Consider the following 26305-nt stretch of genomic DNA (forward strand, 5'->3'; position numbering starts at 1 on the left):
TGCAATCCATTATGATGAATAGGTAATAAACTGAAATTCAATATACATACATAGGAATTGAATTTTCCATGTGTACACGGAGCGTGCAATACCATGAAAAAAACGATTATTGCTTTCACTATCGTCATCTTATTACTGGATGTATATTTTTTAATGGTGACTAATTCAAAGCCTCAGGTCATCAATGCCTTGATTGTTTATGAAGAAGAATCGACCAACCACTTAGATACATATCAACACTTCAAACAAACGTTAGTCGCGAATACGAAGGTCGAAACGATGCCGGTCAACGTGCTTGATTCCGTCGATTTGACCAATTACGAGGTCATTTACCTTGATCAATCCATCATCGGTACACCGTCATTCAACAATGCGAAAGAACCGATACAGGATTTCGTCCGGAAAGGTGGACATTTATTCCTTGAGAACGAATTTTACAAAGAATTTCCGAAGTCGTTCCTTGGGGCAAAAGCCTTCAAAGAAATTGATGAAATCCCAGAAAACCTTGATTATCCTGTCGTAAACAGGGATATTAAGGGCGTTCAAAATACCATCAAACAATTCAGTCATGACCTTCTCCACAATCGGAATATCAAGGATGTTGATGAACTCCAATTAGGTGTTGGTGTCATACCATCAGATGCGCAGCCGATCGTTACATTTGGCGATCTATCTCTATATACCTTGAACCAATATAAAGATGGATCCGTTTTCCTTGCAAGCAAGCTGCTGCCTAATGACCAGTTCCTCACCTCATTCGATTTCAGCAAACAAAATCCGAACCAGGAATCGTTCAATTATACGTACATGACCGGGAACTACCTATTCCGGAATGAGTATCTTTCCTATGTCGCAAAAGAAATGTACGGATACTCCGTTTCAAAAGTCATCGGCACCCACGGGCGTCCAGGATTCGCGATGGAATACACAATCGAACACAAGCAAGACTTCAAAAACAATAATTTGCAATCCTTCATGGAGAAGATTCAAACAGAAAAGCTCGTCCCTTCCCTTTCTTTAGCAAGGGAGATCTATGAACCGGATACATGGAAAGAGACGATCTCATCCCACATCAATACAGGGAATCCAAGTGATCCCCTATTTGAAGGAGAACAGACCCTCTTTTCTTCAGGAACACCCCTCAAGGCCGGGAATCATACGTTAACCCTGCAGACGTATCCGCACAAAGTGAAGTTCAACGAGGAAATTAAGCTGCCCTATCGTGCTTATATTGATACAGCGGATGTGAATAAAGACGGCCACGCCGATTTAATCGCAGGAAGTGCCGATGGGAAGCTTCACTATTACGAAGGAACCAAGCAGGACAAGGATCAACCGTGGCAACTAAAGTCGAAGGGTTACCTCCGATTTGAAACCGATCAAATCATCGATCTAGGAAATTACACGACTCCAACCTTCTACGACTACAATAAGGATGGACTCGTCGATATCATTACAGGTAACCAAGCAGGAGACATTGTCGCCCTAATTCAAAATGAGGACGAACAGTTCGAAGCACCTGTTGACTTGGTCGATCAAGAAAAATCCCATTCTATGGTTGCGCCTGTAATCAGGGACATAGATGGAGACGAGATTGATGATTTGATATATGGAACTTCAGAAGGAGAAATGTTCTACCGCTTAGGAGAAAAAGAGGATACAGATAATACCTCAGAGGAAGAAAGCCTTCTTTCGTTTTCAGATGAGGAAAAGAAACTGGTCAGTACATCCGGATCCATTGAAGTGGATGGGTTCGCTGCACCTAAAATCGTGGACTATGACGACAATGACAAGCTCGATTTGCTGATTGGGATGAAGTCTGGCTACATTCATCGATATGAATTGGAAAAGTCCAATCAATGGGTTAATAAAGGATACATTGAAGGTAAGACTGAAAACCGCTTCGGAAGTAAATATCTATGGGGTGGCAAAAATTCCGTTCCAGCATTTGCTGACATTAACGGTGACCAAATCAAGGATTTGCTAGTCGGTCAGATCGCTTATGGGGATCCTGTTGCAATTGATTCGGATGAGTTTGTTTATCAGACAGAACTCACATCGCTGACTGAATCACTTAAAAAATATGCAACGAATATGAAGCCGCACCTTTACCTCAAGTCCTATAAAACAAAGGACGATTATGAGGAAGAGTTGAAGGCCCAACGGCAAGCTTTTGAAGCGTATGGATTGGACTGGAACCAAACAGGGATGACGTATCATAAAAATCCATTAGCCGAAGAACCTCTTAATCCGAAAAAACTTCCTGATTTTGAAGGCATAAGGTGGAAAACAGCTACCCATACTGACGAAGAAGAGCAGCCGAACCAATTGACCATTCCGTTTGTAAGGATGGACGGAAAAGTGCTGACAGGCGAGGTTTATCACGAACCGAATATAGGCGAAAATACACCATTCCAAACCTACGATCGATTTGATTTGCCATTCAGTGAACGGTTGACTTCAGTGAAAGGCGATGCCTGGTTGAAAAGACTGGCGAATTACAGTAAGCAGATGGACTACAACAACATGTCCGAGCAACAATTGTACAAGTCCGTTCTGGCAGCACAACAAACAACGAGTACCTTGAATTACAACCCAATCGAGAAAGTATTTTCCGATTTTCAAAACCTGTTACGGCGCAAGCTGCACCATACCGTTTATATCGAAAACAATGAGAATAACGAAATCGATGCGGAATTGATTGGACCTTATAATCAATCCATCGGCTACAAAGTAGAGTTGGGCGAAAAGTATACAGGCTTCCTGTTCAACACAGATGCGCCGATTTATATGAACAAAGGCTCCACCCTTTACTTTTCTGGAAAAGAAAAAATAAAGCTGAAGCTCGCAACAGAGTATATAGATGAACCACATATTGTGCGAAGCAACATCCCAATTGAAGTTGACGAAAACAATCGAAACGTAACAATCAATCTTCTTGATTCAGGGATGCAGCAAATCAAGGTCTATGCTCCAGAAGGATTGAAGTTGACGGACGATGAATGGGACGTTGAACAACGAGGACGCACCTATATTCTGACACGATATGGCGGCCAGACGACTTTGAATTTTTCATATAAATAAGACTAGAACGGGTCTCACTAACGAATGTGAGACCTATTTTTTATGAAAAAGCGCATTTCCAGTGTCGAAAGATTTATTTTCGTAAAATAAAAAATGGTAGTAATTGATAGTGCTTTTTTTGGTAGTATCAGGTAAAATGGGCTTGTTGTTTAATTTTAAGGGGGTTAAGGAAGAATGAAGAAGTTTCTAGCAAGTCTATTTGCGGTACTATTGGTTGTCGGTACCATCTCACCATTTGCGGCTGAGGCATCTATGGAGAATTATTATCCAGCTGACTTAGATGACCATTGGGCAGCCGAAACGATGTATCAATTGATTGATGCAGACATCATGAAGGGGTACTTAAAGGCAGGCGTCATGTACGCAAAGCCGAAAAAAGAAATTACGCGTGCAGAAGTAACAGCTTTGCTCGTACGTTCACTAGATTTGAAAACGACCAAACAAGGAAAAACATTCTCTGACGTACCAAAGGGCAAGTGGTTCTATGAGCCGATCATGACCGCAAGTGCGCTTGGCATCGTAAACGGCACATCTGAAACAACGTTCAAACCGGACAAGAGCATTACACGTGAAGAACTCGCGACGATGATTGTTCGTGCATTTGAAAGCGTGAAGACAATTGACTTCACACAAGGAACACCAGCTAACTTCTCTGATAAAAATACATTCTCTACATGGGCTGTTCCATTTATCAACAAAGCTAGTGCAGTTGAAATCGTTCAAGGTTCCAATGGTAAATTCTCACCTAAAAACACAGCAACACGTGCTGAAACGTCAACAATGCTATTGAATGCATTATTGACAGAATCTACCAATCTACCAAATGATGAAGAATTGATCAATCTAGTCATGAACAATGAGAATGAATTGTATAAGCACTACCAGGCGGAAACGTTTGAAAATACGTATCCTATCATTGATCAATATACGCTAGGCTTCTTACATGCAGTTTTGACAGAGAGCAACGATATTTGGATTGATTATAGAGATCAAGGTTATGACATCGCAATCGAGCAAGTCGAACCAACTGCAACCGGTGTAGTAGGGAAAAATACACGCATGGCTGTAGTCGAGGTTACAGGTCTAAGCTATGATGTAACGATTTCATATGATGGAAAAATAGAGGCACAATGGACCGATGAAGCGAATTATTACTTCCTACGTAAAGTGGATGGCGAATGGAAGATCTATTCTCAACAATAATAGCTAATAGCGAAAGGCTGGACCAGTTACGGTTCAGCCTTTTTATTTTTTGGCGCTGTTAGCTTTTTAGTGATATTCAACGAAAAAAGAAGCGTAAGGCGGCGACTCCAGCGGGAAAAGCAACAGCTGAAGACCCCGCAGAGCGAGGAACGAGGTCTGTGAGGCTGAAGCGTTGCCCGCGGAAAGCGTCCGCCTGGAGCTGTTCTTTAATTAGGCCTAATTCTCAAGAGATTTCGAATACCCGATACTTTTATTCTCGTAACCCATTTTACGATAGAATTGATGCGCCTCTCTTCGTTCATCGCGATTTCCACTATTCAGCTCAATTGAAATAGCGCCCTGCTCTTTTGCCCATTCCTCGGCTTGTTCTAACAGTTTTCTACCGATTCCTTTTCTCCGATGCTTTGCGTCTACAACAAAAGCGACAATTCGGACATATGTACCGTCCCGCTCATAAAACATACTTTTATTTAATCCAACCATCCCAACTGCTTTTCCGTCGAGATCCCCTACAAACGTGGTGTAAGATGGTTCTGCTAAAATATGATTAAAACGTTCTTCCATTTTGTCTACGGAGGTCGGATAACCGAGCTGCTCCATCAATGATGTTAAATCTTCAATGTCCTCAATGGAGGCTTTTCTGATTTTCATGTTTATGACCAGGCCCTCCTTTAAAACTTCATATCAAGGTCTCAAAATATTTTAATGCTTATTCCTCTTAAAGACTTTCATTGGCAAATAGATGGCTATAAATAAAAAGATCCCCACCCATAACCAATAACCGATATTCTGATCTTCAGCTACATTCGTATCCAGAATCCAATCAATAAGGAACATACCAAGGGGACCAAGTACCGATACCCCTATCGCAACGATTAAAAAAGATTCTAAGAAGGATTTTATATCGAAAGCTTTGTCCTCAGTTTTACGTGCTGATCGATAGCCTTCCATTACGGAAAAGGTTAGCACTAAAATAATCATTGAAATGTTCATCTCTTCACCGCCTAACATCATACCTCTTCTATTAAACCATTGGTGTGATGAAGCGACAAGACCACCTAATTATGTACTTCCTTCGGGACACTCCATAAATAATATCTCCTCGAGTATTGTCTTGTACTAATCGTAACGACGTCTTCACCCTTTTTGAAAACCAGACCTGAACCCATTTGCTCTTTAAAAGACCAACCTTTATCTTTCATAAACTCCTTCACCATGCCATATGGATACTTTTTCTTGGATTCCGCCACATATTTGGTTTCCTTTTCATTTCTTTCCACCATTTTATATCCATGATTCGATACTTCCAACTTCATAATTGAATAGAGGTATGGAAGTGGATTGCCCTCTTGATACAGAGCACTTCCAAATACAAATAATAGGAAGCCGAAGAATAGTAATATAACAAAACCAGATACCAATAAGGTCTTTTTCAAGTCATCACCCCTATAAACAAAACACTATCTCTCAATTCAACACATACTACCATGAACCCTTTTTGGACAAAAAAAGAGCGCCCATCTCGGGTCGCTCTCACTTAAATTAATAGGCTGCCTCTAGCTGCTGTTCAAGGGCTTCTGCATGCTCAGGGTATGTGTGATATATGTTTTCCTTATATGGTTCGTAGAGGTATTCGAGGATTTCTTCTGATTGTCTGCATCGTGTCCCGACCGCAATCTCCTCTTCAGCCAGCCCGCCTGGATTTGAAACCACATCAAACATAATTGGGAACTTTCCGAATTTCTCACGCAAACGATTCACGGCCCATTTGTTTGTCCCCACTGGGGCATGGTTGTTGATGACTAAAATAAAGTCGTGACGCACGTATGCTGAGATTTCATCTAATATTTCTTCAAATTCCGAAAGGTTCACGATTCCTTTCTCTTCGAAAAGATCGCCTGCATCTACAAAAATGATCGAAGCCTCTTTATAAGCTGCTGTTTTGTCGTTTGTAACGGTGAATAGCGGATGTTTATCAGCATGGTGACTAAGCTTGCTATCCGTAAGCCATGTTACCGGAAATCCGTTCTCAGAAAGCTTTTTCCCTGTGGCATAGCCATACTTACCTGAACCGACAAATGCAATGCGCTTCATAAAGATCCCCATCCCCTTCTGTTCTTTCTATCGATTTGATTTATGTTCACTTACAGATTTGGAATATATTTTGTATTAAAATTGTATCAACCGATTGTAAACCCCATGTTAAGTTTTCCTGTGATTTTATTAAATCTCCCTATATACAAAAAAAGCATGACCTTAAAGTATTACCCTAGGCCAAGCTCTTTAAACATTTAATTCAATTCTTCTATTTTTTGAAGTAACGTTGCACCATCGTAATCATCCACAACATTCAATCGCTTCAATCGGAAAGGATCGGCATCTTTCACATTGATTCCTTTTTGCACGGTGTAACCGATCTTATATCCTAGTTCCTTTGCAGCTGCTATGACGTGATCATTGTGTGCGCCATATGGATAAGCGATGGACACGACTTCTTTTCCAAGCTGTTCTTCAATGATTTCTTTTGATTGTTGGAGATCCTTTTTGACCCGTTCGTAATAAGCCTCATCCGATTCACCTTTCGCTTTTGTCGTTAAAGCAGGACCTCTCTTAGTTTCACTTTCGACATAAACATGGCTATTGTATGTATGGCTTTGGATATCAATCCATCCTGATTCATACATCTCTTTCGTTTCTTCCCACGTAAGGTGCGGATAGTGGCCTGGTGTTTCATCCTGGTGATCGACAACGACGTAGATCGTCGCCTTCATGCCATGCTCCTTCAGAATTGGATATGCGATGGTGTAATTGCTTCGATAACCATCATCAATCGTAATCAGAATCGGATTTTCTGGAAGTGGCTGGTTCTCAAATAAGTAATCGTGCAGCTCATCATCTGAGATGGTGTTGTAACCCGCTTCCTTCAATGCCGTCATTTGTTCTCTGAACCGCTCCGTCGAAACGACCGTACTCTCGGCCAATTCTTCGTCAAAATGATGATACATCAGGATTGGAATCTCATGGTCTTTAATTACAGCTTCTATCTTGTCATCCGCTTTTTCTGCGTCCGTTTCTTCTGTGATAGTTGTCGAAGCAACCTCGACTTCAGGTGCCTCTTTTTTCTCAACCGTTTTTGCCTTACTCTCTACTAAAGCTTCAGTTGAGTTTGGCAATTCGGTCGCAACTTTTCCCGCACTCGAATAATAGTTTCCGAATATAACGAAAACCACAACAAAAACAACTCCACCTAAAACCAACACCCTTAACTTCTCCCCCAAAACTCTACCCCCATATAATTAAGCATTGGTGACTAGTCATTGGAAAAAATTATATCATTATAGGTTATTTTTGTAATCGATATTAAGCCCTATCTTCACACCCAGGCCTTTGGGCTCACCTTTTTGACCATATAAAAAAACCTACCAATTTGGAAATTGATAGGTTTATCCTGTAAGTTTATTCTATTTTGATTAGAGGACCTTGAACGTTTCTGGCCGTTCAGTTCTTTTTTCAAAATAATATAGAATGGCTTCAACGATTCGTTTCGACGCTTTTCCGTCGCCATACGGATTGGACGCTTTCGCCATCGCCTCATAGGCGTTTTCATCAGTCAACAGCTCGTTCGCCAGCTTGTACACTTCTTCTTCCTCTGTTCCAGCAAGCTTCAGTGTTCCAGCTTGAATCCCTTCTGGTCGTTCTGTTGTATCACGTAGTACGAGGACCGGAACACCAAGGGAAGGTGCTTCTTCTTGAACGCCGCCTGAATCGGTCATGATCAGGTGCGCCCGGGACGCGATGTTGTGGAAATCGATGACGCCGAGCGGATCGATCAAGTGGATGCGGTCATGACCACCAAGGATGGTGTGGGCCGCATCCTGAACGACAGGGTTCAGGTGGACCGGGTAGACGACTTGGACATCGTCATGATCCTCGACCAAGCGGCGGATTGCGGTAAACATCTGTCTCATCGGTTCACCGAGATTTTCCCGACGATGGGCCGTTACGAGGATCAACCGGTCATCGTTCAAGTTTTCCAGCACGGGGTGGTGATAATCATCACGAACCGTTGTACGTAACGCATCAATTGCGGTATTCCCTGTGATATGAATGCTGTCTTGCTTCTTGTTTTCTTTCATTAGATTATCAGCTGAATTGTCGGTCGGCGCAAAGTGCAGATCTGAAATGACGCCTGTCAATTGACGGTTCATCTCTTCTGGGTACGGGGAATATTTGTTGCCTGTACGAAGACCCGCTTCAACATGGCCGACAGCGATTTTATTGTAAAATGCAGCTAAGCTAGCGACGAATGTCGTCGTCGTGTCACCGTGAACGAGCACGATGTCCGGCTGCGCTTCTTTTAATACACGATCCAAGCCCTCTAGAGCTCGATTGGTCACTTCCATCAAGCTTTGACGTTCTTTCATGATATTCAAGTCGAAATCAGGAACAACCCCGAAAATGTCCAACACTTGATCGAGCATCTCTCTGTGTTGAGCGGTTACGGTTACAATCGACTCGATTTCATCGGAATGCTTTTCTAATTCCAACACGAGCGGACACATCTTGATTGCTTCCGGTCGTGTACCGAAAATTGTCATGACTTTTAATTTCGAATTCATAAAGGGACTCCTTTTTCAGTGATTTCACTATATCGTTCGAAAAGCGCCTGACGAATTGTGATGGTCTTTCCTCACACTTCAGACTTACGCCTATATAGTTTAACATATTTTGCTAATACTTGAGGACCTTGAATGAGGGTGAATGCCGTCAGAATGCACATTAACGGGATGATGAAGAAGCCGTATCTCGGAATCGTCAAGAACAGATTCGACAGCGCGATATAACTGATCACAATCCACGCAATGACACGGATCCCCTCTTTTTTCATCCAGATGAGGGCGGAACCCAAGCCGACAATGACGATGAAGAAATGGAGCAATTTGAAATACTTCATCATTGCAAAATTCATGTAATGAACGAAGCCATCCAAATAGTGGAACAGGTTGATCGTTTTACCGACTGTAAACCAAGCGAACCAGAAGTCGAAATCAGACGTGAAGCCTTGCTTGATTTTGTACCACGCATACTGCTCCTGACTCCAGCCCTTCGCCTTCATCTCCCGCCAGTAGTCACTGAAATCATTTTTAAAGAACGGATTTGCTCCTGCATAAAGACTGTTGCCCGCGTGGGATGAAAAGATGTAGAGCTCGCCAAAGGCTGCAAGGTTACGGATCACCCATGGAGAAATGACGACGATCGGACCTATCACCCACAACATCCCAATTCGGACTGACGTTTTAAACGGATACTTGAGTAAAACGGCTGCGACAGCAAGGAGGATCAGCGGTGCCGGTGTCGGTCTGAACATGACCATGATACAGAACAGGATACCGAAAAGGACATGATCGCGGGTTCTGTTGTCTTGATAGGCTTTAAGGAAAAACAGAATCACCAGGCAAAACATGAAGATCGCTGGGATTTCTGTCAGGGTCGTCCTGAAATAATGAAGCTGGCTGAAATAAACGGAATAAAGGCCTGAACCCAGAAGGGCGATCCACTGGGATTTGAACAGTCTGTGTGAGATCAGATACAACAGTCCTACTGTCGCAACACTTAGGAACATATTAAAGATTTTTGCTAATAAAAGCTGATCGATATTGAATAAATTCGCTATGGAAAAAATGATGACTAAGTAAATCGGCTGACCTGGGGTTACAAAGGCATTTTGTACGACTTCCCCCGTGTGATGGGTATCATAGCCATAAACGCCCGTTTCCATGAGCTGGCGAGCCATTTTCGCATAAAGGGAAGCATCTCGGCCGCCATACTCGCCTTGTTCTTCGGTAAAGCCGATTTGTTCAGGATTATTGAAAATCATCCCCGGATCTTTTACTAAGAATAAGAGATGGACAACAAGCGAGAACGCCAGAATGATTAAGATCGGATATTTTGAATGAATAAATTGGTTGAATGACTTGTACATCGAGACACATCCTTATTTCGCGATTAAATAAACACCTAAGACGATGACGCATACACCGATCCACTGGGACACATCAACATTCTCTTTGAAGTAAAAGTACGCTGCCAGCACGCCGACGACATAACTCAAGCTTTGGAGAGGATAGGCGACACTGAAGGGTAATTTCGTGATGATATACATCCAGATGAACGTTGCGACAACATATAAAAGACCGCCCCCGATGAAAAAGGGCGATTTCAGCAAATAGATGAATGTGGAAACGTTCCAGCTATCAATGCCTGCAGCCCCGACCTTCCAAAGCATCTGACCGCCGACAAGTAAGAATACATTCACAAGCAATAATAAATAGATCATTCCTGACTTCCTTCGTTATCAATTTTGTCTTGTTCACTAAGCTTTTGCTTCAATAAAGTGAAATCCTGCGTCAAGGTCACAAGCTTGTGGTTCAATTGCGACACTCTTCTCGTCAAATCGAATATGATAATCAGGCTGAATAAGAGCCCGAACAAGAACAATAAGGACGGCGCGTAAAAGATTCCTAATAGCTCTGCCAGCGAGTTCAACAGGGTTGTTCCAATACTCAAGATCGCCATGATGATGCACGTCAGAATCCATAGAAGCGAATACTTCGTCTCGAGAATCCCTCTACGCACCGATTCAATGACAACGAATAGAAAAATAATAACAATGGCAAAAGAGAGAATTGTAATGTTCATACCGCTCATTCCTTTATGACTTTCTGCATGATGATGGAAAGCGTGACTTTAATCATATAATAAAGACTCTTGAATGGCGTGATGGAAGAAGCTCCACCTTGCCGAGCCTGCATTTTCACGGACTTTTCCTTGATGATATAACCCTTTTTGTGAAGATAGATGAGGACCTCTGGCTCCGGATAGTCCTTCGGATAACGGTGGGCAAATTCTTTGATGATTTTATGATTGATTGCCCGGAATCCGGATGTCGGATCGGTGAACTTCTGCTTGGTGAGCGCATATAGCAGATACATGAAGTACACGATTCCGATTCTCCTCATGCTGCTTCCACGGTACTCGGTCGGTAAAACGAATCTTGAACCGACGATCATGTCCGCTTCTTGATTCTTGAGCGGCTCGATGATCGTGTTCAACTCTTCATTATTATGTTGACCATCAGCATCGAACTGGATGGCAATCTGGTAGTTGCTTTCATAGGCATATCTGTAACCCGTCTGCATCGCTCCACCGATCCCGAGGTTATAAGGAAGGTTCAGCAGCTTCACCTCAGGGTAAGACTGGACGATTTCAGCAGTCCGGTCCTTCGAGCCATCATTCACCACACAGATATCAATGTTATATTTACTCGCTTTCGTCGTATGCAGTAAGCTCTGCAACGTGCGCCCGATCGATTCTTCTTCATTATAAGCCGGAACGATGATCAGTACATTCTTTGACTGCTCCATAAACTTGCACCTCTTAATTACAAAATGATAGATGGGATGAATCCATTTATCTTTAGAGAACATCCTACTCCTATAAACAATATTGCTATGTATTTTTCCCGGTAAATCCAGGATTAAATCGTCATATAAGAAAATCACTCGGATAGGATACCATAAATACGTAAACTCACCAAGTATTTCAAATTACAGGACGGGTGTCTGACACCATTATTTTCCCTTAGAGCCCCAATGGTTTGAAGATGGTGTCAGACACTTATATACTTTTTATTAAGAAATTAAAACTTTTTACGACTTCATTCGTATATAGAAGGGAACAGAACAATACTCGAATCAACAAAGGAGCGATTACGTTGAAAACATATAAGATTTTTCAATGGATAACAGGTATTTCAGAAGCCTTTTTAGCGATACCAATCATCGGTGGTGGATTCGTCATCGGAAACGGCTGGGCACCACTATTCGTGATGCTGGCTCTTCACATCGTCACGCTCGTGTTTGCAAATAAGGAAGCGACTATCAGCTTCCAACGTGCGGGCAGCATTCTCGGTATCATCACATCTCTGGTTGCATGGATTCCAATCCTCGGATGGTTCATGCACTCCATCACCGCCATCGTCCTCTTGATAAACGCAGTTCGAAGAGACAAAGGCGAAAGCGTATAGTGTCAGCGACGCCTGGTGTCAGGCACTGAAATGGAACGCAGTCATACCAACGGTTTGTAGATGGTGTCAGACACTTTTCACCAAGCTTGATATGACGGGGTTCCTGAAAAGTGTCTGACACTTCAACCTAAAGGAGGGGATTTTGAAATGTCGAAGGAAGAAAAGAATTGGGGCATGTTCGCTCACCTTGCTGCTTTTGCAGGGTATCTCACGATAGCGATCGGTTTTGTCATCGGTCCGCTCGTCATCTGGCTGATGAAGAAGGATGAATACGAGTATGTGGATTACCACGGGAAAGAAGCGCTCAATTTCCAAATCAGCTATTTGATTTATTACGTTGTTGCAGGCGCTTTAACATTTGTGTTGATCGGATTCGTGCTTCTTCCTATCCTAATCGTGCTTCACCTCATCTTCATGATCATCGGGACCTTACGAGCAAGCGAGGGGACGTATTACCGCTATCCGATGACCATTCGTTTTATCAAATAAATATTATGTATAGCTGAACTTGAGGAACCTTTCCTCAAGTTTTCTTTATTTAAGCGGCAGATCGATGGTAACGCCGTAGAATTCTTCCCTTTCTCGATTCAAGTAGCGTCCTGCTAGTCCACCTAGCTTCATCACTTCCGTGTAGTATCCTAGCTCGTAAAGTGTCTCCTCATTTTTCTTAATAATCACCTTGTAATCCGGCTGACGGAGGTCCATCATTGCTGTTGAAATCGTCTCAGCTTTGTCTAATGCTTCAATAAGCTTAGAAATGAACGCCTGATCCGTGACGACTGCTACCGTCTCCTCACTCTCTGGTTTTTTAACTTCGAGTTTTAGCTCATCCTTATTTTCATCTTGTTGACATGCCGCTATCATGGTAGCGAGCAGGACAAGCAGCCAAATACATTGCTTCATACTGTATCGCTCCTCCCCACCCTTCGGACGGTTCTCAACATATCAGCGTTTCATCCATATAAAAAGAAAACCACAGGTCCCTGTGGTTTCAGAATGAGATTTTACTATCCGATTTTGGCGAATTACTATCCAAAAATTTGATTTTACTATCCGATTTTAGTCATTTACTATCCAATTTCTACGATTTACTATCCAAAATCGGGCTTTTACTATCCGATTTCAGCAGAATACTATCCAACCCCGTCCAGCTCCCCCCTCACCGCCTCGGTATCATCAGCTGCTGGCCAGGATAAATCAAGGATGAGTTCAATTTGTTCACTTTCATCAGCTTCTCCACGGAAACGCCGTACTTTTTACCGATTCCCCACAATGTATTCCCCTTCTGGATTGTGTACAGGCTATACGAACGCACCGTCACATCGCCCTTCACACCACTTCCCGGCAACAGGATCGTCTGCCCCGGGTAGATCCAATGCGACCGGATATCGTTCAGCTTTTTCAACGTCTGCACGTCCGTCTTATACCGCTGACTGATCTCCCACAACGTATCTCCTTTTTTCACCGTATGGAATTTGACCGACCGGACTGTCACATCACCCGCTGCATTGGCAGCCTGACTCTTCCCCTTCCCTTTGATCACCTTGAGCTTCGGTGCCTTCCCAACCTTCACCGAATCCGCCATAACACGGCGCGCGGTCACATACCGGCTGCTCCAATACCCCTTCGAAAAAGGATTCGCATACCCGACACCAGAGCTTTGCGCGCCAATCATTTTTCCACTCCCGGCATAAATGGCGACATGGTTGATGCGACCGTCAAAATCCGTATCAAAGAACACGAGATCCCCTGGCTGCAAATCACTGCTTCGGACCTTCCTCCCGACCTTTGCCTGCGCCCGACTCGTCCTCGGCAAACTTACCCCATACTGACCGAATATGAAGGATGTAAAGGATGAGCAATCAAAGCTCGCCGTATTTCCGACAGCTGCACCATACCGATAAGGCGTTCCCAAGTATTTCTTCGCCTCATCAACCACCTTATCCCCCGATTGTGCATATGCCTCACTTCCGACCGTCATGACGAAACCAGCTGCCAACGCACTCGGCCAAACCTTTTTCATCCGAATCCCTCCAATGGTTTTTTACATCCAAAAAGCGAATTGGACTCGGTTGCTTCATGCCTGTCTGTGTCGGAAAAGCCCTCTATTACTCGGTCTAACTCACTTTATGCAGATAGCAACATGGATATAACTGTCCTTTTCACCTAAGCATCGCAACTCGCAATCTAGCAACAATACGTGATCAGGAAAGAATTTTCTTCCCCTTCGTAATATTTTTGTAATATAGGTTGAAACCCCTTTCTTGAGGGTGTAGGATTAGATAGGTAACGATTTTTCCAAGGAATTTCCTTCTGAATGTCGAACATCTAACGAGACGTATCGAGAGCTTGTTCGAATGTCTAGGTTAGGAGATTCATAAACTTTACTACATACATAATAGGAGGAGAAAAATGAATCAAGGGAAAGAAGAAACAGCAGCAACAGTAGAACCATCCTTGCGGCCGAAGAAAAGCAAGAAGCCCATCATCATTTCACTTGCTGTCATCGTCCTGCTCGGAATCAGCGCAACCGTCTATGCCCTTTTCTTCAGTCCATCGCCGAAAGAAGCGTACTTTTTAGCTGAAAAGAACACGATGGAACAAACAACTGAAGATTTCAGGAACATGTTTGCGATAAATGAAGACGTGAATAAAAAAGCGTTAGAGGAACCAACTGATACATCTATTGATCTCAGTTTGAAGAGCATCAGCGGCCTTGAAGCGATCGACCCGAGCGTTGCAATGTTCAGCCAATTCTTCAACCAGATCAAGTTGAACTTCTCTACAAAAGTTGATCCTACGAACAATGAAGGAGCTGTCGACCTGAAAGTCGGACTTGGCAGCACGGAAATTTTAAGAGCAGAAGCGTACCAGTCTGAAGAAGTGACAGGTCTGAATGTTCCACTTCTCTACAATAAATATCTTTACATGAACAACTCCGATTTCGGAAAAGTGATGAAAGACATCGATCCGGCCTATAACGGTCCTGAACAAATGGATAACCTGATCAAGCTGCAGCTTGAATCACTGCAAAATCAAGAAAAGCTTGAAGAGAAAGGCGAAGAATACGGTGAATTCCTATTCGAGCAAGTAAAAGATGAAAACGTCACAGAAGAAGATGGCGTTAAGTTTGAAGGCGAATCCTACAAACAACTCACTCTCGAGCTTTCGGAAAAAGAAACGAAAGAGCTGATCAAAGCTTTCATCGAGAAGCTTGAAAAAGATGAAGAAACACTGGATCTAATCGTTGATATGAGCATGGGCTCCAACCTTTCTACGATGACGATGGATAAAGAAGACATGAAAGCGGAAATCAAAAAAGGGTTGGATGAAGCGAAAAAGAATCTTGATAAAGCTGAAATTCCAGATGGCTTCAAGAGTGTCATCCTTGTTGACAGCGACAACCTGATCGTCAAGCGAGACATGACGTTCAAGGTGGGTGCCGACAATGAAATCATCAACATGAACATTTCAAACCATGCCCTACGAACAGATGAAGTCATAACGGACGGTAAATGGGAGTTCAACGCATACCCAGAAGGCGGAGAGAAGCAGGAATACGTGAAAGTCCTTCTCGAAATGAAGGGTGAAAAGAAAGGCGAAGACGAAATGAAGCGTGACATCACAGGAACATTCGCCTTTGCTGAGTCCGGTCAAGTGGCAGGCGCAAACCTGAACGCTACGATGACAGGGAAACCGGAAGACATGCGTACAGAATTCGAAATTTCCGTCGAGAATCCGGTGCAGCAAATCCCACCAGTCAAAGGTCACTTTACACGCGTCGTGACAGATGACCTCGACAATGGACTCTATGCTGCAAAAGGTGAATTCGGGCTGGAAGCTGATCCTGGTCTCGGTTCTCCAATCAGCGTCGTATTCGACTATGAATCCAAGACGGCATTCAAGGACGAGTTGAACTTCCCGAATGTAACCGAAGACGGTGTGAACGTTGCGGAATTGAACGCACAGGAAAAACAAGAACTCATGAGCGAGATCCAAACACGGATCGAAACCATGATGATGAATGGACCACAGCTTCCATTCAAATGATGAAGAATTATGGCAAGTGTCCGAGTCTACTCTGCACTTGCCTTCTTTTTACATAATGGTACAGGGGACGAATTATGAGGGCACTCACACTAGCAAAACAACAACTGAATGACGTTTTCCGCCAACCGATTGCGTGGACAGTCTTATTTGTCATGCCTTTTGCGCTTATCGGTTTCTTGCTGTACGGTCTCGAACACCTCGTAAAATCCGACTCCCTTCTGCCGCCATTTGAGGTCGCAATCGTTGACGAGGACGATACGTTTGGTACCCGGGTGTTGATCCAGGACTTCCAAAGCGATGACGAGCTCGACCAATTGATCACGTTCCGGAAGGTTGATGAGGAAAAAGCGCAAACGCTTTTAAACGAAAACAAAATCGCAGCGATCCTGAAGGTTCCAGACGGTTTTACAAACGGGATTAAATATGGCGACAACATCCCCGTCACAGTCATCGGCAATGCACAGCGCCCTTTCCAATCCGCCCTGTTTCTTGAGATGATGAACAGCTCAGCAGATTATGTCAGTGCGGCACAAAGCGGCGTTAACACGATTTACGATTATATGGTCGAGCAAGGATACAGCCATGACTACAACATGAAAATCGCCAAACAAATGATCAACGAATTTACAACCATTGCCCTTGACCGAGAAGAAATGTTCATAAAAGAAGACGTAAGATCCTTCGAGGGGGTCTCCCCTCTGAACTATTACAGTGTTTCAGGACTGATCTTCCTCCTATTTTTGACCGGTCTCTTTGCGATGAGCTTGACGACCGCAACGAACGAAAGGATAGAAGAACGACTCCGAACGTTCGGGGTTACAACGGCCACCCATGTGATGAGCGCATTGTTCATGCTTGTTGTGATTTTGTTCCTGCAGGCCTTGCTTGTCATCGGAGTGCTGTGGATTTTGACTGATGTAAACGTGTCCGGCCATATCGGCTGGAGCTTTGTGACGGTGATTGCTGCAATCGTCGCCATCAGCATCTGGTATACGTTTTTATCGAACCTGCCATTTTCAAAAGGTGTACGGTTCTTCGTTGGATTTGTTGGTATCCTTTTGTTCACGACAGTCGGCAGCTTGGTCTTCCCAGAATCCTATTACACCGGATTCCTCGATTGGCTCAACCTTTCGACACTGTCCCATTGGATCCATACATCACTCGTTCACTCCGCATTCATTGAAAATGAGGATGTGCTCCTCTCGAGTCTTGGGGTTATTGGCGGGATGTCAGGGCTCCTCTTATTCACCGCATTCGTGATGAGGCAGGTGAAGCAGGGATGAGACTATGGCATTTCATCCGTGCACGCTGGAAAATCATCATCAGTCATCGCTGGCAATTTCTCCTCATGCTACTCGCACCGCTCATCTTCTTTTGGGGTGCCGAACAGCTGCTTTCAAAGGGCTCTGCCAACCTGAAAGTGCCTGTCATTTTTGTGGCGGAGGAACAGAATGAAACGACAGAAACGATTATCGATCGTGTCCGAAAAAACGACACCCTGCAGGTTCACGTAAAAGAAAAAGACGAAGCGTTGCAACTGTTAAAACAGAACAAAGCGGAAGCTGCGGTCGTTTTAACGGAGGGAATTGAAGAAAAATTGAAGAAGGGCGAAATTAAGGGCGTTGTCCATTTGTACAAAGCCCCGAACGCCATTGCGACCGGTCTTATCCAAGAGTATGTGGCAAGCGAAGTGATCCGATTTGCATCCAACGGAAAAGCCGCCACCTATATGGCGCAGGAATATGATGAGGAAAACATGTACGAATACGCTTGGAACTATACAGACGAGCAGTGGGAGCCAAAGCCGTTGATGACGGTGGATTACAAGATATCAGGCGAGAAGGAAACGGCTACTCAAACTGAGAAAAACATCACGCCACTTCTGTACGGATTGCTAAGCATCTACATCCTGCTCATCAGCTTCTACCATCACACCTGGGTCATGACAGAGCGTGCCAACGGTCTAGCCTCGCGGACAGGAATGTTCGGGGTGAACCGTTTCACAAGGTATATCGGAAATCTGATCGGGACGATGACGGTCATCATGGTCACCGTTTTACCAGCATCCCTTTACCTGTTCATTGGGGACGGATCTTTCGTGGAAAACGCGGCACTTTTGGCAGGTTATATCGTCGCCTGCTCTGGCGTCAGCTTTTTGCTTGCCACTCTGTTTACTGGGATCTCGTTTTACCACCTGGTAGCCGTAGCACTGACCTTTGTTAGCGGATTTCTTGGCGGAAGCTTCGTGAAGCTGAGTGAGTTATCCGATGTGCTCGCGCGTGCAGCCATCTACACACCTCAGCACTGGTTGCTAAAAGGACTCGGAAGCTCTGGGAATACAACTGAACTTCAACTGCTCCTTCTGATTGGAGCGGGCATGATCATTTTAGGATTAGGAATAGGAGCCATACGCCATGATCGAGCTTAGGAATGTTCATAAACAATACAAACAGAAAAATGTAGTCAAAGGTGTCGAGCTGATGATTCCACGTGGCGCACGCGTCGGTTTCGTCGGTCCCAATGGTGCAGGAAAGTCCACGCTGATGAAGATGATCGCAACCCTCGTCAAACCGACAGGTGGGGAAATTTTAGTCGGCGGACAATCCGTTACGCGTAAAAAGAAACAAATACGTAAGCGAATCGGATATGTTCCACAAGACATCGCACTCCACCCGACATTGACGGTCAGAGACAACCTCCTTTTCTGGGCGGGAATGGCCCCAGGGTCAGTGCCTGACGAACGGATTCTGAAGCTGCTGGACATGGTCGGCTTGCGCGAACAGCTGAATAAGCGGGTTGATAAACTGTCCGGCGGGATGCAACGAAAGCTGAACATCATCGTCGCCCTGCTCCATGATCCTGAACTGTTGATCATGGACGAACCGACCGTAGGGATCGATATTCCGTCTAAGACGGATATCGTCTCCTTTTTAAAAGCACTGGGACCTGACAAGACGATTCTTTTTTCATCCCATGACCTGCAGGAAATCGAGATGCTCTGCCACTATATCTTAGTGCTCGAAGACGGCATCTTACGACATTTCAGCCCGATTCAAGACCTCCCAAACGCGCAGAATCCGACACAAGAGCTGTTGAAACACTTGCAAATCATACGGAATTGAGAGCTTCAATTTAGGGAGATAACGAGGCGCGGCAGGCTCTGGGCCGTTCAATCAAACGTTTGATTGACGACTTTGGCGTGAATGTCGGGAGAGGGTATTTTGTATGGATTCCTGAAAAGTTGAGGGGAATTCCTGAAATGTTGAGCATAATTCCTGAAAATTGAAGGGAATTCCTGAAAAAGTGAGGGTAATCCCTGAAAATTATGTGCGAATTCCTGAATTCATTCAAAAGTTGAGAAAAACCACCAGTCAAATCCGTTGCTGGTGGTTTTCTTTTCCCTAAGACCTTTCCCCTATATTGATTTTACCTCCACAACAAATCTTCCATTCTTTCGAACTCTTATTTATGTAAACTCAAATTTTTATTTTTAGATACATGGTCATAATCTCTCACGATTTATCGACAAAGATATGCGTTTCGTGAAGTAGAAAAACGTGAAAGGGTATAGTAAGCATTCCACCTTTATACCAGTATTTTACTGAATATTCTTACCATAGTAGTAATATAGGCTATTGGTTTTACCATGGACCTATTTCTAAATAGGTCTAAAGTCTCTACAAGATTCGACAATACTTTCTCGATATATAAATTTACACTAGGGTTAACATCGTTTATAATACTTTTATAGGGGATTTCGAGCGAAAGGTGGGACTAATGTTGGATGATGTCAATATAACGGTTGTCCTAGTTAAGCTTGGACAGTTGCCACAAACTACAACAATTCAAAATGATTTGAACGCATTTGAAGAGATCGTGGACGGCCCAGTCAGTGTTGAACGTTTCTTTGTCAGTGGCTATCGTCTTGTTTGCAGTATAGATGAAGGATTTGGTTATGAAGATCGGACCTTACCAACTGGTACATATTTTGTAGCACGATATCATACAAACTTTGAAAGCATGTCTGTTGAAGAGTGTGAAGAAGTTAAGAAAATCCTAAAAGAACGTGTGAAAAAACGCAAGAAAAGTAAAGGGTTGTTCTCCATATTCTCCAAATAGATCAGCTATCAAATGGATAGCTTTTTTATTTTGCGGGACTATTTTCCCTGTCAAAGAGTGTTTCGTTTACCGAAATAGTTTTAATTTCATATAAAAAAGCTACCTAAAAAGGTAGCTTTTCTTGTTAGTCATACGTTTTAAGATCAAAAAGTGTCAGGTACTTTTAAAGGAGCCTTGGGTACCAACGGGTCCATAAAAGTGCCTGACACTTCTGCGTTGCTTCGAAGCACGAAAGAGCCCTCCAGACAAAAGTCTGGAGGGCTTTTCTCGCAATCTATTTTCCTGTGAAGTAGTTGATGATGTATTCGGCCCAAAGTTTGTTTCCTTCATCGTTTGGTCCTTCGAGCTCTACAAGATATTTCTTGATTTCTTCATCGTCTGTGTCCGGCCAGTTTTCCCAATGATCAAGGTAGGTTACTCCGTTTTCTTCAGCATATTCCTGTAACATGCTCACTTGAGTTCCATACACTGTCGGTTGATAAATTGGATGAGGTGGCTGAACCATGAAGATGATGTCTTCATTCGCATCTTCAAAGCTCCTTTTTAGGATTCTTACACTTCCAATAGAATGCTCTGGGTTGACGTCACCATTATCATTCATCAAGAATGGCTCAAGGAGAACCATATCCGGCTTCCCTTCAATAATGTCGTACATTCTTTGTTCCACCCTGGCATGAATGGAAAATTGATCTCCAAAACTATGATTCTGAATCAGGAAGACGCCTTCTCCGTATGCTTCATCCAATCCAGCTTGAACGAGTCCTGGCCAAGGGTTTGACCCCATTTTTTGAGCTCCGGATCCGATCACGGCCACTTCTACAGATTCACCGGCTTTTACAGCTGCTTTTACAACGGCTGCTGCTTCATCCGTCAGGTTTTTCGTCAGTTCATCTATGTTTCTTTGTTGTTGTTCATCTTCAGTATCTTCATTATCTGTACTTTCAGCTGCCTGATTTTCATTTTCATCCGCACTTACTTCATCATTCGCTGAAACAATAGTATTGCTGATTTTGTTTTTCCAATGGATATGACCAAAAATAATTGCTGCTACCGACAACAGAATGGTGGTTATGTACAAAAACTTTTTCATTTTTTCCCCCTTCTTTTCGACAATTCTCTCCCCTATTTTATCACATTTATTTTGCATCATATATCATAATTTGTCAAAAAACACCACACACTTTTGTCACATGACATCAACTCTTGTAAAAATAACGCATCACGACAATGGAACTATTTATTCAGCACTGTTGATTGGGTCTAAAGGCTCGTGTCTGTTCGACAATATTTGTGCGTAATAACGATTTACTCGCATCAAATTGTTCTGTATAATGAACTTTATATAGAAAATATTGGCAAAGGCGGTGCTTTTCTTAGTGGATGAAAATAAGATTATGGTTGTACTTGTAAAGCCCGGTCAGACCCCCCAATCGGTTTACATCCCGAATGATCTCGCACATTTTGAAGAGCTTGTCGACGGTCCCGCCAGTGTTGAACGTTTTTTCATAAGCGGATACCGTTTGGTTTGCAGTGTCGATGAGGGGTACGGTTACGAAGAGAAACGGACATTCCCAAATGGTACATTCTTCATCGCACGATATCATACCTCGTTTGAAGATATGTCCATTGAAGAAGCTGAGGAAATTAAGAAATTGCTGAAATCACGACCGAAGAAACGTAAGAAAAAGGGACTTTTGGGCTTATTTTAAAAAATGTATCCCAACAGATCTCACCACCCCCAGAGGTCTGTTTTTTACAAAAAAAGAGGCATCCGCTCACCTACTAAGGTGATTGGGATTACCTCTTTTTTCTTTATTTATTAGAACTGACCGAAGTGACATTCTTTTCCCGATACTTCATATACAATAGAAGAAAGACACTTGCTGTCTTTCTTCTCGCATTCCTTAAAATGCTTTACTAACCCGCCTCACCATAGTCCTTTTCTCCGCTCAATCATATCCTTCACAACCTCCGGATTCGGACCACCGGTCACCTTTCGCCGCTCGACGAATTGGGCTGGGCAGACAATCGCTTTCCAGTCCTCTTCTGTTAACATCACCTCATGCAGCCATTCATTGACCTCAACCGTTGTGATCTCATACAATTCTTTTCCTAATCGGTCCGCCTTCTGAGCAATTTGACTGGCGGCGTGGTGCGCTTTCCGGAACGAGATGCCGTAGTCCCGGGCCAGCACGTCCGCAAGCTCGGTGATCGTAATCATGTTTTCCCTCGCCTGCTGGAACGCTCGGTCCCGATTGAACGTCATCGTCGAAACGACTGCTCGCATCAACCGGATCACCCGCAAACTTTTCTCAAAACCGTTATACAAGTGTGGCTGAAGGTCATCTTCAGTATCGACGATATCCCCATAAGGCGTGTTGTGGATCATCTGAAGCACGGTCATTCCCTCACCTGCTGCACTGCTTGCGATTGCACGACAATGTTCAATCGACACCGGATTCCGTTTTTGTGGCATGATGCTGCTGATTTGCACGTAAGCATCCGAAACCCTCAACAGACCGACTTCACGGGAAGACAGGCGCAAGAACTCCTGGATCCAGCGTCCCATGTTAGTCATCAGGCTAATGATTGCTTGGCTAGCCTCAATCAAGTAATCACCTGTTCCAATCGCATCATAGGAGTTCTCGACGACACCATCAAAATGGAGCAATTCTGCAACCCGTTCCCTGTTAATGTTGAAGCCTGTCGTCGTAATCGCTACTGCACCCATCGGTGACTGGTTCACAACATCATAGGCCCGCTTCAATCGCTCAAAGTCTCGATATAAATTATCTGAAATCGCAACCAGATAGTGCCCGAATGTCGTCGGCTGGGCGGGCTGCGTATGGGTATGGGCCGGCATCACAGAATCGGTATGGGATTCCGCTTGTTGGATCAACGCCTGACCAAGCTGCTTTACCTCACGGATCAGTTCCCTGAGATAATCCCGGATCACCATCCGGTACATCGTCTCACCCATGTCATTCCGGCTCTTCGCGATATGCATTTTACCAGCCAAATCCTCGCCAATATGCGCCGCGATCTTCGACTCGACCAGGAAAAACAAGTCTTCATGCTCGGTGGAATACTTGAATGTCGAACGGTCGATCGTCGATACGTGATCAATACCCTCGAGGATCTTTTCGGCCTCCCCTTCCGTAATGATCTGCTGCTCCTTCAGCATGATCGTATGCGCACGATGGACACGCATCATACTTTCAAACAGGTGCTTTCGCTGATCCTCAAACAATGGCTTCAACAAGTCGTTCGCAAACGTCTTTCCTGGAAACGACGACCCGTCATTTTCTTCAAACATCTCCTTCAAGGTTTTCATCTTCCATTCACCTCCTGCCTATAACGTGTTTTCTATGTATCATACTGTATGCTGCCGCTAGTTCAAGGTTGAAACCCCATAGCCCGACCGGTTCCTGAGAAAATAAAAAAAGCACCGAGGTCGGAAACTCCGACCGCCAGTACGAATGCAAACAAAGTCCATCTCATCATGTAAAAATAGTTCAATATGCTAACTTCCTAGTCATCATCATCGTTATTCGGCTCTTCACCCTGCGTTTTCGAATCCGTTTTCTGTTTTGCAACCCAAAAAGCCACGATTACTAATGGAATGAAAATAAACCATGGAATTGTGATATGTGCTTGAGCTAACATTGCAATCAAGAACAGTACACCCATCCCAATAATGATATACAAACAACCTCTCCCAAACGTCTCCACACCCGCACCTCCCTTTGTCTACCATTTTATCATTATTCTTCCATTAATTGGTTTGTGAAAAAGAAATATCGGGAAATACCCCTCTATCCTGACAAAAACAATTCAACGCAGGTGCAAAGTCTGACAGATAATTTAATAGATTTAGGGTATACTAATAGAAAAATTGATTCATACTACCTCTATGAGGAGATGAGTTGTATGAGAGAAGAAGGTAACATCTTTACGGGGCTGATGTGGGGCATATCACTGAGCATACCTCTCTGGATTTCTTTCTTTGGATGGATCCGACTCATTATTACTTTGTCAGGTAGTGTCAGTTGATTTTGGGGACGTCAATATTAGGTTGAGATATAGAAAATAGACAAAGCTGCTCCATTTTTGGGCGGCTTTGTCTTATTTTTTGAAGAAATAGCAGTTTGGAGGTCCAAGTCCAGGGGTGTAGGAGTGATTATCTACCAAAAAATCGATATTATCTACAAAAATTTAAATTTATCTACGAGATTTAGAAATTATCTACGAAAAAACCGAATTTATCTACAAAAATGAAGAATTATCTACAAAAACGCAAAACGGAACTCATTCGCCACAAACTCCATAAAAAAGCTTGTATTAATTGATCGAGCTGTAGTAACAAACCCCATCTCGCTTCTCTTTCTCCACTTTCCCATGTGCTTCAAGGTAATCGAGGTGTCCGATGATTTCGGACATGACGAGAGAGAATTGTATCTCGTACTTGTCCTGATACATCGTTTGTGCAAGTTCACTCGCCGTATGAATCCCACTTTGGATTTGTTTCAGAATGCGGTTCGCTTTTCGCTGGATTCCGTGTAGTCTTTTTTCAATCAATTCACGATGGTCCCTGATCAACTCACCATGTCCTGCATAGACGACGTCTGCATCCAACGCCGCACATCTTTCCAGGGACCGCTCATGCTCAAGCACCGTTCGGATCCGGTTGCCTTTACGGTCAGGCTCCACGAGAGCATTACTTGAAATATGCTTCAGGAGAAGGTCGCCGCCAAAAATCATTTTTTCAGAGGAAGAATGAAAAATCATATGGTCAGGTGAATGGCCAGGGGTTTCAACAGGTGTCAGCGTAGAAAACGTGTCTGGTCCGATAGCTGTCAGTTCAGCATGAAGCTTTTTCTCCTCATGATACTGAACCGCTTCCTTCAGCTTTTCAACCTGTCTCTCCCCCGCTTCTCCACATCCCATTTCCTTATAGAGCTCTGCAAAAAATTCAATTCTCATCTGGAAAAAAGACCTGTCCCGCTTCAAACGGTGAATCGACCTCTCCGGAACGTAGACAGGAATATCATGTTGCGCCACGATACGATCCACGAGCCCGACATGGTCCTCATGGTTATGCGTCAGAATAATCTGGTCAAAATCGTCGAGTGTAAAACCGTGATCCTCCAAAGCTTGGTTGAAAAACTCCCAGCACTTTGTCGTATTCACCCCTGCATCGATCAAAGAGAGACCATCTTCATTTTTGACGATGTAAAAGTTAAATGACTTCAAGCTGCTGCGTGTCGGTACGATGACTGGGAAAACTTCTGTTGGCAAAAAACTCACTTCCTTAAGACGACATTTCTATGTACAGTTTCCACTATACCAGACTCCTCGATACACATTAACTTTGAACCAATTGAAGATGCTACACTTAATCTTCATGATTCCTTTAGCCGTTTGACCGATTTAGGTATAATAAATAGTGTTGTCTAACAAAATGAATGGATATGTAATTTCTTCTCCACTTTAGGAGGTGACTTGATTGACTACAGAAGGTGCACTTATCTTTATGTTCTATAGCTTACTCGTTATGAGCGCTCTTTCACTTATCATGTTGGTTCTAAGAGCGATTACGAAAAAAGGTCTTAAAGATCAAATGACAGGTCAAATTGTCTTTATTAATGTTTTAATGTGGGCATTTTATCTCATTATGAAATACATTGTGGTTTAGGGGATAAATACGTTTGAATTAATATAAAAAAGCTAGGGCATCAGCATGCTCCTAGCTTTTCTTCAGTT

At 43.5% G+C, this 26305-nt stretch carries 27 protein-coding genes; 11 read left to right on the forward strand and 16 right to left on the reverse strand.

Annotated elements, in window-relative coordinates:
* The first annotated feature begins 93 nt into the window (after nucleotides 1-93).
* Both V1497_RS16795 and V1497_RS16800 read left to right on the forward strand, forming a co-directional pair.
* Nucleotides 94-3084 (forward strand): VCBS repeat-containing protein, encoded by a 2991-nt coding sequence (locus V1497_RS16795; RefSeq protein ID WP_349408665.1) that lies wholly within the window; start codon nucleotides 94-96, stop codon nucleotides 3082-3084.
* A gap of 174 nt (nucleotides 3085-3258) precedes the next feature.
* Entirely contained in the window at nucleotides 3259-4287 is a 1029-nt protein-coding gene (locus tag V1497_RS16800; protein WP_349408666.1) for an S-layer homology domain-containing protein, read from the forward strand.
* A gap of 216 nt (nucleotides 4288-4503) precedes the next feature.
* On the opposite strand, the gene V1497_RS16805 is transcribed toward V1497_RS16800, so the two are convergent.
* The 10 genes from V1497_RS16805 to V1497_RS16850 all read right to left on the reverse strand — a co-directional run bounded on the left by V1497_RS16805 (nucleotide 4504) and on the right by V1497_RS16850 (nucleotide 11711).
* Nucleotides 4504-4938: a GNAT family N-acetyltransferase gene (locus V1497_RS16805; RefSeq protein ID WP_349408667.1), complete on the reverse strand. Its 435-nt coding sequence runs from the start codon at nucleotides 4936-4938 to the stop codon at nucleotides 4504-4506.
* A gap of 51 nt (nucleotides 4939-4989) precedes the next feature.
* On the reverse strand, nucleotides 4990-5280 hold the full coding sequence (locus V1497_RS16810; RefSeq protein WP_349408668.1) for a hypothetical protein: 291 nt from the start codon (nucleotides 5278-5280) through the stop codon (nucleotides 4990-4992).
* A gap of 65 nt (nucleotides 5281-5345) precedes the next feature.
* Nucleotides 5346-5723: a hypothetical protein gene (locus tag V1497_RS16815; protein WP_349408669.1), complete on the reverse strand. Its 378-nt coding sequence runs from the start codon at nucleotides 5721-5723 to the stop codon at nucleotides 5346-5348.
* A 106-nt stretch (nucleotides 5724-5829) separates the two neighbouring features.
* Nucleotides 5830-6381 carry a hypothetical protein gene (locus tag V1497_RS16820; protein ID WP_349408670.1) on the reverse strand — a complete coding sequence of 184 codons (552 nt, stop codon included), beginning with the start codon at nucleotides 6379-6381 and terminating at the stop codon, nucleotides 5830-5832.
* A 197-nt stretch (nucleotides 6382-6578) separates the two neighbouring features.
* On the reverse strand, nucleotides 6579-7565 hold the full coding sequence (locus V1497_RS16825) for a polysaccharide deacetylase family protein (protein WP_349408671.1): 987 nt from the start codon (nucleotides 7563-7565) through the stop codon (nucleotides 6579-6581).
* 192 nt (nucleotides 7566-7757) lie between these two features.
* Nucleotides 7758-8906, reverse strand: coding sequence for a non-hydrolyzing UDP-N-acetylglucosamine 2-epimerase (gene wecB / locus V1497_RS16830; RefSeq protein WP_349408672.1), 1149 nt, complete (start codon nucleotides 8904-8906; stop codon nucleotides 7758-7760).
* Between the two features lie 71 nt (nucleotides 8907-8977).
* Nucleotides 8978-10270 (reverse strand): glycosyltransferase family 39 protein, encoded by a 1293-nt coding sequence (locus tag V1497_RS16835; protein ID WP_349408673.1) that lies wholly within the window; start codon nucleotides 10268-10270, stop codon nucleotides 8978-8980.
* 12 nt (nucleotides 10271-10282) lie between these two features.
* Nucleotides 10283-10624, reverse strand: coding sequence for an EamA family transporter (locus V1497_RS16840; RefSeq protein WP_349408674.1), 342 nt, complete (start codon nucleotides 10622-10624; stop codon nucleotides 10283-10285).
* Nucleotides 10621-10986, reverse strand: coding sequence for a DUF2304 domain-containing protein (locus tag V1497_RS16845; RefSeq protein ID WP_349408675.1), 366 nt, complete (start codon nucleotides 10984-10986; stop codon nucleotides 10621-10623). Before V1497_RS16845 ends, V1497_RS16840 begins: the two co-directional genes overlap by 4 nt.
* A 5-nt stretch (nucleotides 10987-10991) precedes the next feature.
* Entirely contained in the window at nucleotides 10992-11711 is a 720-nt protein-coding gene (locus V1497_RS16850; RefSeq protein ID WP_349408676.1) for a glycosyltransferase family 2 protein, read from the reverse strand.
* 350 nt (nucleotides 11712-12061) lie between these two features.
* On the opposite strand from V1497_RS16850, the gene V1497_RS16855 reads away from it, so the two are divergent.
* Nucleotides 12062-12373: a hypothetical protein gene (locus tag V1497_RS16855; RefSeq protein WP_349408677.1), complete on the forward strand. Its 312-nt coding sequence runs from the start codon at nucleotides 12062-12064 to the stop codon at nucleotides 12371-12373.
* A gap of 147 nt (nucleotides 12374-12520) precedes the next feature.
* Entirely contained in the window at nucleotides 12521-12862 is a 342-nt protein-coding gene (locus V1497_RS16860) for a DUF4870 domain-containing protein (RefSeq protein ID WP_349408678.1), read from the forward strand.
* Between the two features lie 45 nt (nucleotides 12863-12907).
* Here V1497_RS16860 and V1497_RS16865 read toward each other — a convergent pair whose 3' ends face one another.
* Both V1497_RS16865 and V1497_RS16870 read right to left on the reverse strand, forming a co-directional pair.
* Nucleotides 12908-13276 (reverse strand): hypothetical protein, encoded by a 369-nt coding sequence (locus V1497_RS16865; protein WP_349408679.1) that lies wholly within the window; start codon nucleotides 13274-13276, stop codon nucleotides 12908-12910.
* A gap of 256 nt (nucleotides 13277-13532) precedes the next feature.
* Nucleotides 13533-14396, reverse strand: a complete 864-nt coding sequence (locus V1497_RS16870; protein ID WP_349408680.1) for a LysM peptidoglycan-binding domain-containing protein — start codon at nucleotides 14394-14396, stop codon at nucleotides 13533-13535.
* A 389-nt stretch (nucleotides 14397-14785) separates the two neighbouring features.
* Here V1497_RS16870 and V1497_RS16875 point away from each other — a divergent pair, with 389 nt between their 5' ends.
* The 5 genes from V1497_RS16875 (at nucleotide 14786) to V1497_RS16895 (ending at nucleotide 20542) form a co-directional block, all read left to right on the forward strand.
* A complete protein-coding gene (locus V1497_RS16875) occupies nucleotides 14786-16423 on the forward strand; it encodes a DUF6583 family protein (protein ID WP_349408681.1) in 1638 nt (545 codons plus the stop codon).
* A gap of 74 nt (nucleotides 16424-16497) precedes the next feature.
* Entirely contained in the window at nucleotides 16498-17706 is a 1209-nt protein-coding gene (locus tag V1497_RS16880; protein ID WP_349408682.1) for an ABC transporter permease, read from the forward strand.
* Nucleotides 17703-18851: an ABC transporter permease gene (locus tag V1497_RS16885; RefSeq protein ID WP_349408683.1), complete on the forward strand. Its 1149-nt coding sequence runs from the start codon at nucleotides 17703-17705 to the stop codon at nucleotides 18849-18851. The genes V1497_RS16880 and V1497_RS16885 overlap by 4 nt, the downstream gene beginning before the upstream one ends.
* The gene (locus tag V1497_RS16890) at nucleotides 18838-19545 is read left to right on the forward strand and encodes an ABC transporter ATP-binding protein (RefSeq protein ID WP_349408684.1); all 708 of its coding nucleotides are present in this window, start codon (nucleotides 18838-18840) and stop codon (nucleotides 19543-19545) included. The genes V1497_RS16885 and V1497_RS16890 overlap by 14 nt, the downstream gene beginning before the upstream one ends.
* A 655-nt stretch (nucleotides 19546-20200) precedes the next feature.
* Entirely contained in the window at nucleotides 20201-20542 is a 342-nt protein-coding gene (locus tag V1497_RS16895) for a hypothetical protein (protein ID WP_349408685.1), read from the forward strand.
* A 274-nt stretch (nucleotides 20543-20816) separates the two neighbouring features.
* Here the strand turns inward: V1497_RS16895 and V1497_RS16900 are convergent, their stop codons facing one another.
* Nucleotides 20817-21632 carry an SGNH/GDSL hydrolase family protein gene (locus V1497_RS16900; RefSeq protein WP_349408686.1) on the reverse strand — a complete coding sequence of 272 codons (816 nt, stop codon included), beginning with the start codon at nucleotides 21630-21632 and terminating at the stop codon, nucleotides 20817-20819.
* 286 nt (nucleotides 21633-21918) lie between these two features.
* On the opposite strand from V1497_RS16900, the gene V1497_RS16905 reads away from it, so the two are divergent.
* Nucleotides 21919-22251 (forward strand): hypothetical protein, encoded by a 333-nt coding sequence (locus V1497_RS16905; protein WP_349408687.1) that lies wholly within the window; start codon nucleotides 21919-21921, stop codon nucleotides 22249-22251.
* Nucleotides 22252-22469: 218 nt separating this feature from the next.
* Here the strand turns inward: V1497_RS16905 and argH are convergent, their stop codons facing one another.
* The 3 genes from argH to V1497_RS16920 all read right to left on the reverse strand — a co-directional run bounded on the left by argH (nucleotide 22470) and on the right by V1497_RS16920 (nucleotide 25849).
* On the reverse strand, nucleotides 22470-23876 hold the full coding sequence (gene argH / locus V1497_RS16910; RefSeq protein WP_349408688.1) for an argininosuccinate lyase: 1407 nt from the start codon (nucleotides 23874-23876) through the stop codon (nucleotides 22470-22472).
* 197 nt (nucleotides 23877-24073) lie between these two features.
* A complete protein-coding gene (locus V1497_RS16915; RefSeq protein WP_349408689.1) occupies nucleotides 24074-24274 on the reverse strand; it encodes a hypothetical protein in 201 nt (66 codons plus the stop codon).
* Between the two features lie 609 nt (nucleotides 24275-24883).
* The gene (locus tag V1497_RS16920; protein WP_414703577.1) at nucleotides 24884-25849 is read right to left on the reverse strand and encodes an MBL fold metallo-hydrolase; all 966 of its coding nucleotides are present in this window, start codon (nucleotides 25847-25849) and stop codon (nucleotides 24884-24886) included.
* Nucleotides 25850-26048: 199 nt separating this feature from the next.
* Between V1497_RS16920 and V1497_RS16925 the strand changes: the two genes are divergently transcribed.
* Nucleotides 26049-26237: a hypothetical protein gene (locus V1497_RS16925; RefSeq protein WP_349408691.1), complete on the forward strand. Its 189-nt coding sequence runs from the start codon at nucleotides 26049-26051 to the stop codon at nucleotides 26235-26237.
* Nucleotides 26238-26305: the final 68 nt, after the last annotated feature.

This window comes from Pseudalkalibacillus sp. SCS-8 (genome assembly GCF_040126055.1).
In the GTDB taxonomy this organism is placed as follows: Bacteria; Bacillota; Bacilli; order Bacillales; family Fictibacillaceae; genus Pseudalkalibacillus; species Pseudalkalibacillus nanhaiensis.